The sequence below is a fragment of the Corallococcus sp. Z5C101001 genome, from assembly GCF_007352635.1.
Classification (GTDB): domain Bacteria; phylum Myxococcota; class Myxococcia; order Myxococcales; family Myxococcaceae; genus Corallococcus; species Corallococcus silvisoli.
Map to the genome: position 1 here is coordinate 511,002 of NZ_VKLU01000001.1, position 16,118 is coordinate 527,119.

Annotated in this window: 14 protein-coding genes; 9 read left to right on the forward strand and 5 right to left on the reverse strand. The window is 71.1% G+C overall.

Features of this window, described 5'->3' with window-relative positions; genetic code table 11:
* The first annotated feature begins 17 nt into the window (after positions 1-17).
* The 6 genes from rplU to FOF48_RS02125 all read left to right on the forward strand — a co-directional run bounded on the left by rplU (position 18) and on the right by FOF48_RS02125 (position 5,163).
* Positions 18-326 (forward strand): 50S ribosomal protein L21, encoded by a 309-nt coding sequence (rplU, locus tag FOF48_RS02100; RefSeq protein WP_014394222.1) that lies wholly within the window; start codon positions 18-20, stop codon positions 324-326.
* Between the two features lie 45 nt (positions 327-371).
* Positions 372-644: a 50S ribosomal protein L27 gene (gene rpmA / locus FOF48_RS02105; protein WP_143898207.1), complete on the forward strand. Its 273-nt coding sequence runs from the start codon at positions 372-374 to the stop codon at positions 642-644.
* A 129-nt stretch (positions 645-773) separates the two neighbouring features.
* Positions 774-2,165, forward strand: coding sequence for a GTPase ObgE (gene obgE / locus FOF48_RS02110; RefSeq protein WP_143898209.1), 1,392 nt, complete (start codon positions 774-776; stop codon positions 2,163-2,165).
* 4 nt (positions 2,166-2,169) lie between these two features.
* Complete coding sequence (locus FOF48_RS02115; RefSeq protein ID WP_143898211.1) at positions 2,170-2,850, forward strand: RNA methyltransferase; 681 nt, start codon at positions 2,170-2,172, stop codon at positions 2,848-2,850.
* Between the two features lie 81 nt (positions 2,851-2,931).
* On the forward strand, positions 2,932-3,729 hold the full coding sequence (locus FOF48_RS02120) for an outer membrane lipoprotein carrier protein LolA (protein WP_143898213.1): 798 nt from the start codon (positions 2,932-2,934) through the stop codon (positions 3,727-3,729).
* 15 nt (positions 3,730-3,744) lie between these two features.
* On the forward strand, positions 3,745-5,163 hold the full coding sequence (locus FOF48_RS02125) for a hypothetical protein (protein ID WP_143898215.1): 1,419 nt from the start codon (positions 3,745-3,747) through the stop codon (positions 5,161-5,163).
* A gap of 276 nt (positions 5,164-5,439) precedes the next feature.
* On the opposite strand, the gene rimO is transcribed toward FOF48_RS02125, so the two are convergent.
* Genes rimO through FOF48_RS02145 form a run of 4 tightly spaced genes read right to left on the reverse strand, consistent with a single transcriptional unit; the run spans position 5,440 to position 10,172 of the window.
* Positions 5,440-6,840 carry a 30S ribosomal protein S12 methylthiotransferase RimO gene (rimO, locus tag FOF48_RS02130; protein ID WP_235685390.1) on the reverse strand — a complete coding sequence of 467 codons (1,401 nt, stop codon included), beginning with the start codon at positions 6,838-6,840 and terminating at the stop codon, positions 5,440-5,442.
* A 33-nt stretch (positions 6,841-6,873) separates the two neighbouring features.
* Positions 6,874-7,989, reverse strand: a complete 1,116-nt coding sequence (locus FOF48_RS02135; protein WP_143898220.1) for a hypothetical protein — start codon at positions 7,987-7,989, stop codon at positions 6,874-6,876.
* Positions 7,990-8,003: 14 nt separating this feature from the next.
* A complete protein-coding gene (locus tag FOF48_RS02140) occupies positions 8,004-8,501 on the reverse strand; it encodes a YajQ family cyclic di-GMP-binding protein (protein WP_143898222.1) in 498 nt (165 codons plus the stop codon).
* A gap of 30 nt (positions 8,502-8,531) precedes the next feature.
* A complete protein-coding gene (locus FOF48_RS02145) occupies positions 8,532-10,172 on the reverse strand; it encodes a ribonuclease J (protein ID WP_143898224.1) in 1,641 nt (546 codons plus the stop codon).
* A gap of 154 nt (positions 10,173-10,326) precedes the next feature.
* Here FOF48_RS02145 and FOF48_RS02150 point away from each other — a divergent pair, with 154 nt between their 5' ends.
* From FOF48_RS02150 to FOF48_RS02160, 3 genes are all read left to right on the forward strand, one after another.
* Entirely contained in the window at positions 10,327-10,725 is a 399-nt protein-coding gene (locus FOF48_RS02150) for a BlaI/MecI/CopY family transcriptional regulator (protein WP_143898226.1), read from the forward strand.
* Complete coding sequence (locus FOF48_RS02155) at positions 10,722-12,317, forward strand: M56 and MltD domain-containing protein (protein ID WP_143898228.1); 1,596 nt, start codon at positions 10,722-10,724, stop codon at positions 12,315-12,317. The genes FOF48_RS02150 and FOF48_RS02155 overlap by 4 nt, the downstream gene beginning before the upstream one ends.
* A 162-nt stretch (positions 12,318-12,479) precedes the next feature.
* Positions 12,480-13,280 carry a hypothetical protein gene (locus FOF48_RS02160; protein WP_143898230.1) on the forward strand — a complete coding sequence of 267 codons (801 nt, stop codon included), beginning with the start codon at positions 12,480-12,482 and terminating at the stop codon, positions 13,278-13,280.
* A gap of 4 nt (positions 13,281-13,284) precedes the next feature.
* Here FOF48_RS02160 and FOF48_RS02165 read toward each other — a convergent pair whose 3' ends face one another.
* Positions 13,285-16,107 carry an AAA family ATPase gene (locus FOF48_RS02165; RefSeq protein ID WP_143898233.1) on the reverse strand — a complete coding sequence of 941 codons (2,823 nt, stop codon included), beginning with the start codon at positions 16,105-16,107 and terminating at the stop codon, positions 13,285-13,287.
* Between the last annotated feature and the right edge of the window lie 11 nt (positions 16,108-16,118).

A 16,118-nucleotide genomic window follows, 5' to 3' on the forward strand; every position in this document is an offset into this window, starting at 1 on the left:
CTGACAGGGGTTCGACGATGTACGCAGTCATTCGTACGGGCGGAAAGCAGTACCGCGTCGCCGAGGGCGACGTTGTCCGGATCGAGAAGATCGCCGGTGACATCGGCGCCGAGGTCTCGTTCACCGAGGTTCTCCTGCTGGGTGGCTCGGAGAGCCCGAAGGTGGGCCAGCCGACGGTGGCGGGCGCGAAGGTCGTGGGCAAGGTGCTGGCGCAGGACAAGCACCGCCGTGTTCTGCACTTCCGGAAGGAGAAGGAAGGCTGGACCCGTCGCCGTGGCCACCGTCAGCCGTACACCGAGGTGAAGGTCACCTCGATTTCCGGCTAGTCGTCCCGGTCATTCCACTCACGAACTTCCAAGGAGCAAGGTGTCATGGCCCATAAAAAGGGACAGGGTTCTTCGCGCAACGGGCGTGATTCCAACCCGCAGTACCGTGGCGTGAAGGTTTACGGCGGCGAAGCCGTCTCCGCGGGCAGCATCCTCGTGCGCCAGGTGGGCACGGTGATCCACGCGGGCACGAACGTGAAGCTCGGCCGCGACTTCACCCTCTACTCGGTGGTGGACGGCGTGGTGAAGTACGAGCGCCTCGGTCGCGACAAGAAGAAGGTGTCGGTGTACCCGGCCGCCGCGCAGGCGAGCGCCTAGTCGGTTGCCCTGGGGGAAACCCCGGGCACGGGCATCCCCGAGCGGGTCGTTCCCGGTCCTCCCGTTCCTCGCGAACGGTCGGATGCGAGGACGGCCCGCTCTGTGTTTTTCCAGGAGGGCGGTCGCCCCATGAAGTTCGTCGACGAAGTACGCATCTACGTGAAGGCGGGAGATGGCGGGAACGGCGCCGTGTCCTTCCGGCGTGAGAAGTTCATCGAGCGGGGCGGCCCCAACGGCGGCGACGGCGGCAACGGGGGTTCCGTGCTGTTCGTGGCGAACCCGCAGCTGACCACGCTCCTGGACTACCGCTACCAGCAGCACCACCGGGCCAAGAGCGGCGAGCACGGCATGGGCAGTGACTGCAACGGTCACGGGGCCGAGGATCTGGTGCTCCAGGTGCCGGTGGGCACGCTGATCCGCAACGAGGCCACGGGCGAGCTGCTGGTGGACCTGAGCGACCCGGGCCAGGAGTTCGTCGCGGCCAAGGGCGGCCGGGGCGGCCTGGGCAACATGAACTTCGCCACGTCCACGCGCCAGACGCCGCGCTTCGCGCAGGACGGCACGCAGGGCGAGGAGATCACGCTGCGGCTGGAGCTGAAGCTGCTGGCGGACGTGGGCCTGCTGGGCTTCCCCAACGCGGGCAAGAGCACGTTCATCTCGCGGGTGAGCCGCGCGCGTCCCAAGGTGGCGGACTACCCGTTCACCACGCTGGTGCCGAACCTGGGCATGGTCCAGTACAAGGACAACCTGTCCTTCGTCATGGCGGACATCCCCGGCATCATCGAGGGCGCCAGCGAGGGCGTGGGCCTGGGGCACCAGTTCCTGCGCCACGTGGAGCGCTGCAAGGTGCTGGTGCACCTCATCGACATGGGCGCCGAGGGCGAGGGCCGCAAGCCGCTGGACGACTTCAACATCCTCAACACGGAGCTGAAGAAGTACAGCGCGGAGCTGGCCAGCAAGCCGCAGGTGGTGGCCGCCAACAAGCAGGACCTGACGGAGGCCCGCGAGCGGCTGGGGCCCTTCACGGAGGCGCTGCGCCGCCGGGGGATCCGCGTGTACCCGGTGTCCTGCGCCACGGGCGAAGGCATGCAGGCCCTGATGGATGCGGTGGCGGAGGTGCTCTTCACGGGGCGCACCGACAAGCTCCATGTGGAGGCTCCGGCGAAGCAGGCGGCGCGCAAGGCTCCGGCGAAGCAGGCCGCGACGAAGGCGGCGCGCAAGGCTCCGGCGAAGCAGGCCGCGGGCAAGGCCTCGGCGACGAAGGCTCCGGCGAAGAAATCCGCGGGCAGGGCCTCGGCGAAGAAGGCGGCGCGCAAGGCTCCGGCGAAGAAGGTGGCTCGCAAGGCCCTGGCGAAGAAGGCCGCTGGCAAGCCCGTGGCGAAGAAGAAGGCCTCCTCGCGCACGCCGGTGGCGAAGAAGCCCGCGCGCAAGGCCCCGGTGAAGCAGGCGGCTTCGCGAAAGTCCGCGCGCAAGGCCCCGGCGAAGAAGTCCGCCACGAAGAAGTCCGGCGGGAGGCGCTGAGTCGATGGCTGGTGGAGGACCCCGCTACGAGAAGTTCGAGCGCGACGTCGTCGAGCCGGAGCAGTTCCTGCTCGACGTGCGGAAGGAGAAGATCGACCGCGTCGTCAGCCAGCGCACGCGCAACTTCACGGTGGTGCTCGACCGGTTGGAGGACAACTTCAACATGGCCGCGGTGCTGCGCACCTGCGAGTCCATGGGCGTGCAGGAGGTGCACGTCGTCATCAACCCGGAAGCGCCCTTCATCCCGAACTCGCGGGTGGCCCAGGGCTGCGACAAGTGGTTGGACGTGCACCTCTACAAGACGTTCGCGGAGTGCCGCGCGCACCTGAAGGAGCGCGGCTTCAGCCTCTACGCGTCGGCGCTGCGCGAGGGGGCCACGAACCTCTACAGCCTGCGCTTCGATACGAAGTTCGCCATGGTGTTCGGCAACGAGCGCTACGGGGTGAGTGACGACGTGCTCACCGGCGTGGACGGCACCTTCTGGGTCCCGATGAAGGGCTTCAGCCAGAGCCTGAATATCTCCGCGGCGGCGTCCGCCAGCATCACCCGGGCGATCGCCTGGCGGGACGAGCACCTGGGGAGCTCCGGGGACTTGTCTCCCGACGAGGCCCAGGCCCTGCGGGAGCGCTTCTACCTGTTGGGCGTGAAGCAGCGGAAGCGTCTGGTCAAAGCCACACAGCGGTGAATGCCGGCCCCCCGGGGGCCGTCCGGATGCGGTAGATGGACCCTGCGGGCACCTCGGGTGCCCGCTCCGGAGGCGCACGCCATGTTGCTGGAATCCCTGCTCTTCACGCTGCTCGCCGTGCCGCAGGCCCCCACCACCGCCGCCCCCACGCCGAAGCCCGCGGCCACCGCCGCCGCGCCGAAGCCCTCGGCCCCCTCGGATGCTGGCGTGGCCGCCGCGCCCGCCGCCGCGAAGCCGCCCGACACGGGCACGGCCTCCAGCGCCACGAAGCCCGCGCCGAAGATGACGCCCGAGGTGAAGGCGCTCGTGGACCGGATGCAGGCGTTCTACGAGAAGACGGGCGACTTCAAGGCGGGCTTCAAGCAGGACTACAAGTACAAGACCTTCCGCCGCACGCAGTCGTCGTCGGGCACGGTGACGTACAAGAAGCCGGGCCTGATGCGCTGGGAGTACACGAACCCGTCCACGCGCACGTTCGTGCTCGCGGGCAACAAGGTGTACGCGTACGACCCGGACGCGCAGACGCTCACGGTGGCCGCCGTGGACACCAGCCAGCTGTCCGCGTCGGTGACGTTCCTCTTCGGCCAGGGCAAGCTCGCGGACGAGTTCGCCATCTCCAAGGGGGACTGCAAGGACTGCAAGGGCACGCTGCTGGTGCTCGACCCCTTGAAGAACGAGCCGCGCTTCCGTCAGGTGCGCCTGGAGGTGGACCCGGCGACGGCGCAGGTGCTCAAGAGCACCGTGGTGGATCCCGACGGCAGCGAGAACACCATCGCCTTCCTGGACCTGAAGACGAACGTGGGCATCGCGGCGGACAGCTTCAAGCTGAACCCACCCGAGGGCACCCGCGTGGACGACTTCACCAAGAAGGCGCAGTAGGAGCCGCCACCTCCCATGCGTGGCGTGCTGCTGGCGGGATGCGTGCTCATGGGCGCCGGGTGTCACTCCTCCGCGCCCGCGGGCCCTTCACGTCCCACGAGCCTCGTGGGACAGACACTGCCGCTCCTGTCGTCGCCCGCGCTGCGGCTGACGGTGGCGGGGAGGCTCGGGGGCCGGGTCGTGCCGGTGGTGCTGGATGTCACTCGGCCGCTGTCCCTCGTCTCCACTCCATGCTTCGACGGCGCACCGCCCGCGCCCGCCGGCACGGCGCGAGTACCCGAGCCCTCCGGAGGCCACCGCTCCTGGCCCGAGGTCCCCGCCCCGTTGTTGACGGTGGGCCCTGTCGCGCCGCCGCTGCGCACGCTGTTGCTGTCGGGCGAGCAGGGCTGCTCGGTGACGCTGGGGCAGGACGTGCTGGCCCCATACGCCCTCACGGTGGATCCGCTGCGCCGCGAAGTGACGTTCACCGCCTCGCGTCCCCGTGAGGCCTACGACGCGGAGCTGCGCGCGACGGACGCGGTGCGCGAGTCCCATGTGGTGGAGCTCAGCCGGGAGCCGCAGGGGGACTGGCCGCTGCTGGCCGTGCAGGTGTCACAGGGCGAGGCGAGCCTCACGGGGCCCTTCGTGCTGGGCACGCGCGAGCCCTTCTCCCGGCTGGCGGTGGAGCCCGCGCTGGGGCAGGGACTGCAGCCGTTGGAGACCGCCGCGGGCCTGCCGCCGCGAACCTTCGCCGTGGACGCGGTGGAGGTGGCGGACGGCCTGGGCGTGCGGCCGCTGGTGATGGAGGCGGCGGGACGCTGGCCGTCACAGAGCAGCCTGGGCCGGCTGGGCCCGGACGTGTGGGGCCGCTTCACCGCCACCGTGGACGCGCAGGGCGGGGCGTTGGTGCTGCGCAGGCCTCACGTGCGCATGCCCGAGGGCGGCGGACGGCAGGAGTGCGCGGGCGAGGGCGGAGCCTTCAGCGAAGAGGCCTGTTACGGCGTCTTCGTGCGCGCGGAGCCCGATGGCGCGGTGGCCCTCTCCGGCGCGGTGTACCGGGACCTGCCGGAAGGCGTGCGCCTGTACGTGGAGCCTCGGGGCGCGGAGGGCCAGCGCCTGGAGACGGGCTGTCAGGTGGGCCTGAGCTTCCCCACCGCCACGCGCGGCGCCAACACGCAGCATCGGTTGCCGTGGGGGTCGTTGGCGAAGAGCCTGCCCGCCTGCCACGCCGCGCTCCAGGGCGCCCGGAGCTACGCGGTGTCGCTGGTGGAGGAGGGGCGCCAGCCCGAGTGCCCCACCACCTGCGCCTTCGTCACGGAGACCGCGTCGCGGCGCACCGTGTGCGAGTGCCAGCCGACGCCGCTGGGCGAGGGCGTGGCGGTCCCGACCCAGGGGACAGGCCCGCGGCCTCCGCCAGTGGAAGAGCGCGAGCTGGAGCCCGAGGATCCGAAGTAGCGCTGTCCACCTCCTCCGCTGGGCAGGGGCGCTTCACGGTCCGGGCCGGACCCAAGCCTGTCGCTGCTGGGACAAGGGGCGCTCCACGGTCCGTGGCGCGGAAGCGCGGCATCGCCCCGCCGTGACGAACTGGTGGCTCTGGCGCGACTGCGGGCGCTCCACGGTCCGTGGCGCGGAAGCGCGGCGTCGCCCCGCAATGACTCGGGCCCGCGGTCGCCCTCGTCGAGGAGGGCGGGCCGGGGCCCGTGAGGCTGAAGCGCGCTGTCGCCGGGAGGGCTACTCCGGCCGCGGCTCCGGCGGACGCACCAGCGCCTTCATCGGCACGGGCGCGGGCGGGGCCTCGCGCGGAGTGTGCGCCCGCTGCTTCGGATCCGGACGCTCCACCACGCGGGCGATGAGGTCGTAGTCGTGCGCCTCCGTCACCTCCACGGTGACGAACTCGCCCGGGTATGCCAGGCCGTCGTTGATGTAGACCAGCCCGTCGATCTCCGGCGCCTGGCCCTCGTGGCGGCCCACCAGCAGGTGCTCGGACTCCTCGCTGGGGCCCTCCACCAGGACGGTGAGCTTCTGGCCCACGAGCTTCTTGTTCTGCTCGCGGTTGATGCGCTTCTGGATGGCCATCACCTCGCGCCAGCGGCGCTCGATGGTCTTCGCCGGGACCTTGTTCGGCAGGTCGAACGCGGAGGTGCCTTCCTCGTCGGAGTACTGGAAGACGCCCAGGCGCTGGAAGCGCTGCTCCTTCACGAACTCCTTCAGCAGCTCGAAGTCCTCCTCCGTCTCCCCCGGCAGGCCGACGATGAGCGAGGTGCGCATCACCAGGTTCGGCACGCGCTCACGCAGCTTGGTGAGCAGCTCCTTGAGGAACTTGGAGTTGCGGCCGCGCTTCATGGACAGGAGCAGCTTGTCGCTGGCGTGCTGCACCGGCATGTCCAGGTAGTTGGCGATCTTCGGCTCGGACGCGATGACGTCGATGAGCTCGTCCGGGAACACGCGCGGGTAGGCGTAGTGCAGGCGGATCCACTTCACGTCCACCTTCACCAGCTCCTTGAGCAGCTCGTGGAGCTTGGGCTTGCCGGGCAGGTCATGCCCGTACGCCGTCAGGTCCTGCGCGACGAGGTTCAGCTCCTGCACGCCGCTGTCCGCCAGCTTGCGCGCCTCCGCCATGATGTCTTCCACCGTGCGCGAGCGCTGGCCGCCGCGCAGCGTGGGGATGATGCAGAACGCACAGGCGTTGTCGCAGCCCTCGGAGATCTTGAGGTACGCCGTGTACTTCGGCATCGAGTTGATGCGCGGCGTCTCCGCGTTGTGGATGTAGTCCGGATCCGGGATGACCTGACGAGGCGAGGCCTCCGCGGCCAGCAGGTCGCCAATCTGGGCGTACGCGCTGGTGCCCAGGAAGTGGTCCACCTCCGGCATCTCCTGCGCCAGGTCGTGGCCGTAGCGCTGGGACAGGCAGCCGGTGACGACGAGCGTCTTGCACGCGCCCGTCTTCTTCAGCTCCGCCATCTCCAGGATGGAGTCCACCGACTCCTGCTTCGCCGGGCCGATGAAGGCACACGTGTTGACGACGATGACCTGGGCTTCGGTGGGGTCCTGCACGAGCGAGTAGCCGCGGGTGCGAAGCGTGCCCAGCATCACCTCGGAGTCCACCCGGTTCTTCGGGCAGCCGAGGGTCATCATGTACAGGCTCTTGGTGTCTTCCACTCGCGTCTACCGCTTTCCCAGTTGCGTCCGCTCGAAGTGGTCCGCACTCCAAACGAAGTTGATGATGGCGCCGTTCGAGTAACCGATGTCCAGCGCCCCCTGTTCATCCAGTTCAACGGACGTGGCGCGCCCCAGCGCACAGGTGGCGGCCGGCCAATCAAGCACCCGCTGTGCCGTCTTGCCCGACACCACGTAGAGCCCCATCCGGAGCTCGTCGTCGGAGTCGCATTGACCCTCGACGGCATAGGGATTCTTCCCGGTGAGCACGGTCACGACCGGTCGCCCGTCCGGCAGGCTCAACGTCTCCGGCAGGTTCACGCCCATCTTCGACGCGTCCACGGCGTTGGGCGCCACCAGCGCGCGCAGCGAGGCGGGCGTGAGCGGCGCGTCGCCCTGGGCCCACTCGGGGTAGCTCAGCACGCCCCACCCGAGCCAGCCCGTGGGCGCGGCCTCCAGGGTGGTGACGTTCGCGGGGGGCTTGAGCTTGAGGTTCTTGCGCGCCTCGTCCGGCAGGCGCAGCGCCTCTCCCTCCGGGGGCGTGCCGCCCTTGCAGTTGGACACCGGCACCGCCTTGGCGCCCACCTGGTCCTGGTCCTCGTAGGTGATGCACAGGTCCATGACGAGCGGATCCACCGCGGGGAAGCGCGGCAGGGCGCGCACCGGGATCAGCGCCACCACCGACAGCGTGTCGCCCTGGCGGTGCACCGCGGCGTTCACCAGCGACTGCGCGAACTGGGGCGTGCCGCTGTCGGCCCCGGAGGTGCGCTGGCCGTCGAAGGCGAAGCGGTAGGTGTAGCCAGGGGAGGTGGGACCCGCATCCGGGAAGTGGAGGGTGAGGGTGATGAGGTCGCCCGCCAGCAGCTGGTTGTCCGTGGCCTCCACGCCCACGAAGAGCGTGTCCTTGCGCCAGCCCACCCGGGCGGAGAAGTTCGCGGTGGCGCCCTCGACGGACAGCGGCTTGATGATCAGCGGCGAACCGAAGTCCTTGAGCCCCTTCTCCGGTTGCGGTGCCTTCTTGAGCACGGGCACCGGCTTGCTGGGCCTGGGCGCCGGGTCCTGCGCGAGCGCGGGAGGGGCGAACAGCAGACAGAGGGGCAGGAGGGCCAGACGGGCAGCGTGCATGGCGGAGGGTGTCTCTAGTCGCGGAAGTTGGTGAACTGCATGTCCAGGCTCAGCCGGTCCTGCTCCTTGCGGAACAGCGCCATGGCGGCCTGCAGGTCGTCGCGGTTCTTGCCCGTGACTCGGAGCTGATCCGCCTGGATGGAGCCCTGCACCTTGAGCTTGGACTCCTTGAGGATCTTGATGAGCTCCTTCGACTTCTCCACCGGGATGCCCTGCTGGAGCTTGATGGGCTGCTTCACGTTGTGGAGGCCCGTCTTCTCGATGTCGCCGAACTCCAGGGTGCGCAGGCTGATGTTGCGCTTGGCCAGCCTCGCCAGGAGCACCTCCTTGGCGGCCTGGACCTTGTCCTCGCTGTTGGCCTTCACGGTCAGCGAGGTGTGGTCCGGGGCGATGACGATGTCGGCGTTGACGCCCTGGAAGTCATACCGCGTGCTGAGCTCCTTCTTGGTCTGATTGACCGCGTTGTCGAGCTCAGCCAGATCGATTTTGGAGACGACGTCGAAGGAGGGCATGGGGGGGACCTTTTCGCGCCCTTACCATACCTACACCCGGACGACCAAGGGCACCACCAGGGGCCGCCGGGAGGTGTGTTGTTTGAAGGCCCGCTTCACCGCCCGGACCAGCTCCTCGCGCGCCAGGGCGTCGTCCCCGCGCAGCTGGGGGTTGAGCTCCTCGAAGAAGGCCCGCGCATCCTGGGCCACCCGGGACAGCACGCCCTGCTCGTCCGGGTTCAGCCCCTGCCCGGACAGCTGGGGCCCCGCCACCAGGGCCTGGGTGTCCCGCCGCAGCACCACCGCCGCGGCCACCACGCCCGTCTCCGCCAGGCGGTTGCGCTCCGCCAGCGTCTCCGGCGTCACCACCCCATCCCCGGAGCGCTCACGCAGGATGCGTCCGGAGGTCACGCTGCCGGTGAAGCGACCCTGACCGTCCTCGAAGGCCACCACGTCGCCGTCGTGCGCCAGGAGCAGCCCTTCCGGGGCCATGCCCGCCTCGCGCGCGGTGGTCAGGTGTCGGTGCAGGTGCCGGACTTCCCCATGCACGGGCATGAAGTTCTTGGGGCGCACGATGTCCAGAACGCGGCGTTGCTGGGGCCGGCTGGCGTGTCCGGAGACGTGCACGCCGGGCTCCACCTGGGCGTAGACGATGCGCGCGCCGCGCCAGTGGAGCTGATCCAGGAGCGCGCCGACGGAGCGCTCGTTGCCGGGGATGGGACGGGCGCTGACGATGACCGTGTCGCCGGGCTCCAGGCGCACGGGCCCGTCACCCTGGGCCAGCTGGGTGAGGCCCGCGCGGGGTTCGCCCTGGGCGCCCGTGGTGAGCACCGCCACGCGGTGGGGCGCGAGCTTCGGCACGGAGTCCAGGTGCACGAAGAGCGAGTCGGGCACGTCCAGGTAGCCCATCTCCCGCGCCAGCTCCACGTTGCGCACCATGCTGCGGCCCTGGAGCGCGACCAGCCGGCCGGTGCGCTCGCACAGGTCCAGCAGGTGCCGCACGCGGTGGAGGTTGGAGGAGAACTGCGCCACCACGATGCGGCCCTTCGTCTCGTGGAACAGGCGCTCGAAGGTGGTCTGCACCACGCGCTCGCTGCCGGTCTCCTCCGTGTGCTCGGAGTTGGTGGAGTCCGACAGCAGGCACAGCACGCCCTCGTCGCCCGCCTCGCCCCAGCGCTCCAGGTCCGTCTTCAGGCCGTCGATGGGGTCGGGGTCCAGCTTGAAGTCGCCGGTGTGGATGATGGTGCCTTCGGGGGTGCGGACGATGAAGCCCACCGCGTCCGGCACGGTGTGCGTCACGCGCGTGGCCTCCACCTGGAAGGCGCTGCCCACGGGGAAGGGCGTGCGCGGCTCGATTTCGCGCAGGTCCGCCTCCACGCCCAGCTCCTCCAGGCGCTGGCGCGCGAGGGCCAGCGTGAAGCGCGTGCCGTAGATGGGAACCGACACGTCGCCGAGCAGGTAGGGGAGCGCACCGATGTGGTCCTCGTGCCCGTGAGTCAGCAGCACGCCCTTGAGCTGCGCGGCGTTGCGTTTCAGGTGCGTGAAGTCCGGGACGATGATGTCCACGCCGGGCATTCCCGACGAGGGGAACATCAGGCCGGCGTCGATGAGCAGCATCTCCCCTCGACAGGCGAGCACCATGGCGTTGAGGCCGATTTCGCCGAGGCCGCCCAGAGGTATGACGTGGAGCATGTGGCCTGGAGTCTAAGGGCCCTGCCCGTCCCGTGCGTGGGAATCCGCACCCCGGCGCTTCGAACTCCAGCGCCCGCCTGCTTGACGGATTCAAACTAAAGGCTTAGTTGTATTTGAACTAAGGCCTTAGTTCGAAGCCGTGGAGGTCCGCCCCGTGTCCAGGTCGCCGTCCGCAGAGGAGTCCAAGCCGCTCACGCCGGTGGAGCTGGAGCTGATGCAGTGGGTGTGGAGGTTGGGGGAGGTGAGCGTGGCGGACGTGCTCGCGGCGCTGCCGCCGGAGCGCAAGCTGGCCTACACGTCGGTGTCCACGGTGCTGCGCATCCTGGAGCAGAAGGGCGTGGTGCACAGCCGCAAGGAGGGGCGGGGGCACCTGTATTCGGCGCGGCTGTCGCGCGAGGCGTACGAGGCCCAGAGCGTGCGCCACCTGGTGGCGACGGTGTTCGACGGGACGCCTTCGTCGCTCGTGGCGAGGCTGGTGGAGGCGGTGCCGCTGTCCGCGGAGGAGGTGGAGCAGATCCGCAAGCTGCTGGGCCGCAAGGGGGGCCGGGGATGAGCGCCCTGTTCCAGGACGTGCTGGCCGCGTACGTCATCTCGGCGGTGTTGGTGGCGGTGGGCTTCGGGCTGCTGCGTGCCGCGCTGGCACTGGGAGTGGAGCGGAGCCTGAGCGCCCGGCAGACGCTTCGCGTGGGCCGGGTGACGCTGGGGCTGGCGGTGGTGCTGCCGTGGGCCGGGCTCGTGGCGCGGGAGTTCCTTCCGGCGGGGCCCCTCTTCACCTTCGAGCGCTCGCTGGTGCGCTACGCCGCGCCGCTGGCGCCCGCCGTGGCTCGGCCGCTGGGGGGCCCCGTGCAGGGGGCTTCTTCGGTGGAGGGGGGGCTGCGCACGGGGATGCCCTGGGTGACGGTGGGGCTGGGCGTGGGGGCGCTGGCGTTCCTGGCGTGGGAGCTGCGCCGGTACGCGAGGCTGCGGCGGAAGTTGGAGGCGCTGCCGGTGCTTCGTCGCGTGGGCCGCGTCCGCGTGGTGTTGGGGGACGTGGCGGGCGGCGCGTTCTCGGTCTGGTTCCCCGGGGGCGGCGCGTGGGCGGTGGTGCCCTCCGACGTGCTGGAGGACGCGGAGGCGCTGCGGCTGACGGTGCGGCATGAGCTGCAACACCACCGGCAGCGCGACACGGTGCTCGCGTACGCGCGGCTCGGCTTCGATAGCGCGTTCTTCTGGCATCCCTTCGCGCGGTCGTTCTCGCGGTGGCTGGCGGAGTACCAGGAGCTCGCCTGTGACGAGGCGCTCGTCATGTCGAAACACGTGCCCACGGAGGCGTACGCGCGCTGCCTGCTCCAGGCCTCGCTGCGGATCCCCGCGGCCTTCTCTCTTCCCGCCGGAGTCACCGGCATGTCCCACCCCACAGTCAGGAGGATCCGCATGTTGTTCGAACCCCGCCCTCGCAGTTCCGTGCGCACGCTGGGCCTGTCTCTCTCGTTGGCGTTGGTGCTCGCGCCCCTGGCGCTGTGGGCGCAGGGCGCGGTGCGTGGGCGCGCGGTGTCGCTCGCGGAGGCCCGTGCGCTCGCGGAGGCAGGGCCGCGAGAGGGGGACCTGCCCGTGGTGGTGGATGCCGCGGTGGTGGAGCAGCTCAACCGGTTCATCACGACGCCGAAGGGGCGCGACTTCATGCGCAAGGCGCTGGCGAACCTCGCGGCGCACCGCGAGGCGATGGTGGGCACGCTGCGCTCGCGCTCGCTTCCGGAGGGGCTGCTCGCCGTGGCGATGGTGGAGTCCGCGGTGAGCAACCTGCCGGAGACGTCGCGCGAGCCCTCGATGGCCCCGGGGCCCCGGGGCGCGGGCGTGTGGATGTTCATTCCGGAGACGGCGCGACGCTTCGGGCTGAAGGTGGAGGCGGGGCGCGACGAGCGGCTGGACGTGGCGCGTGAGACGGAGGCCGCCGCGGCGCTCTTCCAGGCGTTGTACTCGCGCTATGGCGATTGGCGGCTCGCGCTCGCGGCGTACAACCAGGGGGAGGCCGTGGTGGACCGCGCCGTCACGGAGACCGGCGTGCGTGACGTGAGCGAGCTGACGCGCACCGGCAAGCTGAACAGCTACACCGCCACCGTGCAGGCGGGGGTGTTGTTGCTGCGCAATCCGCATCTGCTCGACTGAGCGTCGCTCGCGCGGGGAGGGTGCGCTCCTCCCTCGCACCGCGGTCTGTTGGATCTGCTTCAGGCGCCCTGGGGAATGTCGCCGGGGCGCCGGGGTTCGGATGTACGCCACCCTGCTTTCGCGCGAGGATGGCGGCGGTCAGCACAAGGGTGGGGAAACGCCATGAAGATCGTCGCGCTCGTTCGTCCGGCGGGAGAAGTGCCGGAAGCAGCCCAGGTGCTCGCGGCCGCGGCCGGCATGGCTCCAGCGGAGGCCCGCATGCGGCTGGCACCGGAGCCTCCCGCCCTGCTCGCGCGGCTGGCTCCCGAGGCGGCGGATGTCCTGGTCCAGACGCTCCGGGACGCGGGGCTCGCGGCGCTCGCCATCGACGAGGCGGGCGTCGTGGAGCGCGTGACGGCTCGGACCGCGACGTTCGGCCCCACGGAGGGGACGTTCACCCCTCGCGCGGGCGCTCCGCTCACCCTGGCCTGGGAGGATGTGACGGTCATCCTCCGGGGCGCGTCGTCCCTGCGCACGCAGAGCGAGCACACGGAGAAGTCGACCCAGGTGGCGCTGGGCACGGCCCTCATCACCGGCGGCCTGAAGATGACGAAGACCACGGAGAAGAGCGTGCGCGGCTCCCAGGAGGAGACGTCGCAGGTGCTCTTCCTCTTCGACCGCGAGGGCCGGGGCGCGGTGCTGCCAGAGGTGGGGCTCGACTTCTCCTGCCTGGGCCCCGCGATGCAGCCTTCGCGCACGGCGAACATGGTCGCCCTGTCGCGCCTGGTGCGCGAGCGCGCGCCCTCCGCCTTCTACGACGAACGGCTGCTGCGGCTGGGACGCCGGCCGCTGCCCTTCGTGCTGGGCGGGGCGGTGCAGGTGGTCAGCGGCACCACGTCCCATTCCCGCATCAACACCGCGCAGGGCCTGGATGTGCTCGCGGAGGCCATGCGTCTGGGCGTGGTGCAGGGCTTGCTGCCCTGACGCCTCAGACGAGCGGCGTGGAGCCGTCCGGCGGCGGCCGTGAAATCCAGGCGGCGATGAACACGTCCAGCTCCCCGCGCATCACGTCCTTCACTCGCGGGGTGCCGGCGCCGGTGCGCGGATCCTCCACGCGGGCGCCCCGGCCCAGGAAGTAGCGGCGGGCCTCGTCGGTGCTGGCGCCCTGGCCGGCGACGACGCGCGCGGCGATGCCCTTGAGCTCGTCCAACTCCCCGGCGCCGATGAGCGTCAGCACGCGCCCCGTCGCCTCGTCCTTCGCGGTGACCTCGTTGCGCACGCGCTGGAGGTACTCGCCCTCGCGGCTCTTCACCGGCCGGCCCTCCAGCACCAACAGCGCCCGCTCCACCTCTTCCAGCGGCCCGCCCCGGTGCACGCGCACGTACGCGCGCTGGCGCTTCTCGTCCTCCAGGCGGCGGTGCAGGCCCGCCTCACCCGCGAGGAACCCATAGGCCCCTGGCCCGGCGATGCGCACCACCACGCGCGCGGGCGTTTCCGCCTCCGCCACGGCGATGGCCTCGTAGCCCCGGCGCTGCGCCCAGCCCAGGTACATGGTGGCCAGCTCCTGCACCCACGCGGCCTGCTGCTCGGAGGCATCGCTGGCGCAGATGTCCACCAGCGCCTCGTTGTCCAGCGGCGTGGCCCCCGCGGCCCGGAGCGCCTCCGCCATCTGCACCTCGCGCGCGACCTCCTCCACCTGCTTCGCCGCGGAGCCCAGCTGCACCTCGTTCTTCGCCTCGCGCACCAGCCGCCGCCCGAAGAGGCACGCGGCCTCCAGGCGATCCAGCTCGCCCAACTGCGCCTCCACCGTGCGGAAGGCGCGGATGACGTCCGCCGCGCGCAGTGGATCGTCCCAGAGGTTGGGCGCCTGGGTCTCCGCGAGCAGCGCGGCGCGGCGCTCCTCCAGCTCCGGCCGTCCCGCGGAGACGGCGAGCGCGCGGGCGCGGCCCACCAGCCGGTCCATCTCGATGAGCAGCGACTTGCGGTCCAGCCGGCGCTTCACCGCCGCGGCCTTGGGCGTGGGCAGCAGCAGCTGCGCCGTCACCTCGCGGGGCGGGGGAACGGGCTCCGCCACCGCGACCACCCGGCCTCCGGGACGGGACTCCACGCGCACGGGCGTCCCCGGGGGCAGGGGCCTGCGGGCGATCTCCACCGCGAGCGCCGCGGTGAGCGTCTTCTCGATTTCGCGCTGCAGGTAGCGCGCGCCGAACTGCGGCGAGTAGCCGCGCTCCACCAGCCGGTCCACCACCTCCGGCGTGACCTCCACGTCCAGGGCCCGGGCGCGGATGCCCTCGCGCTCCAGCACGCGGCCCACCTCGCGCTGGGCGATCTTCCGGATGTCCACGCGCGACAGCGGGCGGAAGTGGCAGATGGCGTCGAAGCGGTTGAGGAACTCCGGACGGAAGGCCTCCGCGATGCGCCGGTCCACCTCCGACACCTGCTCGTCGGCGCGCTTGTGCGCGGCGAAGCCCAGGCCCGCCTCGCGGTACACCTCCGAGCCCACGTTGGACGTGGCCACGATGAGCGTGTTGTTGCAGGACACCGCTTCGCCCGCGCCGTTGACGAAGGTGCCCTCGTCGAAGAGCTGGAGGAAGCGGTCGTGCACGCTGCGGGCGGCCTTCTCGAACTCGTCCAGCAGCAGCACGGTGAACACCTTGCCGTCGAGCAGCGCGGACAGCTCTCCCCGGCGCGTCTCCAGCGCGGGGGCCCACGACGCGCCGAAGGGGACGCTCTCGTCGCCGTCGTTGGGGTAGTCCGCCATGTTGAGGCGCACCAGCCTGTCCGCGGAGCCGAAGAGGTACTCCGCGAGCAGCTTCGCCAGCTGCGTCTTGCCCACGCCGGTGGGGCCGGCGAAGAGGAACACCCCCAGCGGGCGGCGCGGGTCGTTGAGCCCCGCCTTGAGCAGCGCCACCGAGCGCAGCACCGCGGCCACCGCGTCCGTCTGGCCGAGCAGCCGCTCCCCGAAGAAGCGCTCCGTCTCCTCCAGGTCCAGCGGCATCGCGTCGTCCACGACGAAGCGGGGCAGGCGCGTGGCGGCGCAGAAGCGCGTGAGCACGTCCTCCGGCCCCACGTGGTCGCGCGCCACGCCCGCGGCCTCCGCCGCCGTCTCCTTGAGCAGCTCAATCGCCTTGCGTGGCATGTGCTGCGCCAGGAGGAACTTCGCGGACAGCCGGAGCGCCAGGTCGCACGCGGCCGGGTCGATGGGCAGCCGCAGCTCGCGCTCCAGCTCCTCCGCCACGCGGCCGACGATCCAGCGGGCCTTGTCCAGCGGGGGCTCGTGGAGGGGCAGCAGGTGGAGCCGCTCCGCCAGGGCCTCGTCGGCGCGCAGCAGCTCCTGCACGCGCTTGGGCTCCGTCTCGAAGATGAAGCGGAGGCCGCCGGTGCGCAGCGCGCGCACGGCCACCGGCGCCAGGGGGCCGCCCAGGGCCACCGGCAGGTCCCGGATGTAGACGATGGGGCAGGGGTGGCGGCCCAGGTGGATGAGCAGCTCCTCGAAGCTCTCCGCCGCCTGACGCTGGGTGCTGCGCGCCAGGATGTTGGCGACGGACACCTCCACGAGTCGCGCATGGGCCAGGTCGCCGTCCACGCGGCCCTCCGCGATGCGGCGGGCCACCTCCTGGACGAGCGCGCTCTTGCCCACGCCGGGCTCGCCCGCGAGGAGCGGGTGCTTGCCGCCCCGAGCCAGCAGGCCCAGCACCTCCGTCACGGCGGTGTCCACGCCGTGGGCGGCGGGGAGCTTCCCCTCGCGCGCCATCGCGGTGAGGTCGCGGTCGATGAGCCGCTCCTGATCTTCGTTCTTCCTCGTCGCCATGGTGTGGTCCG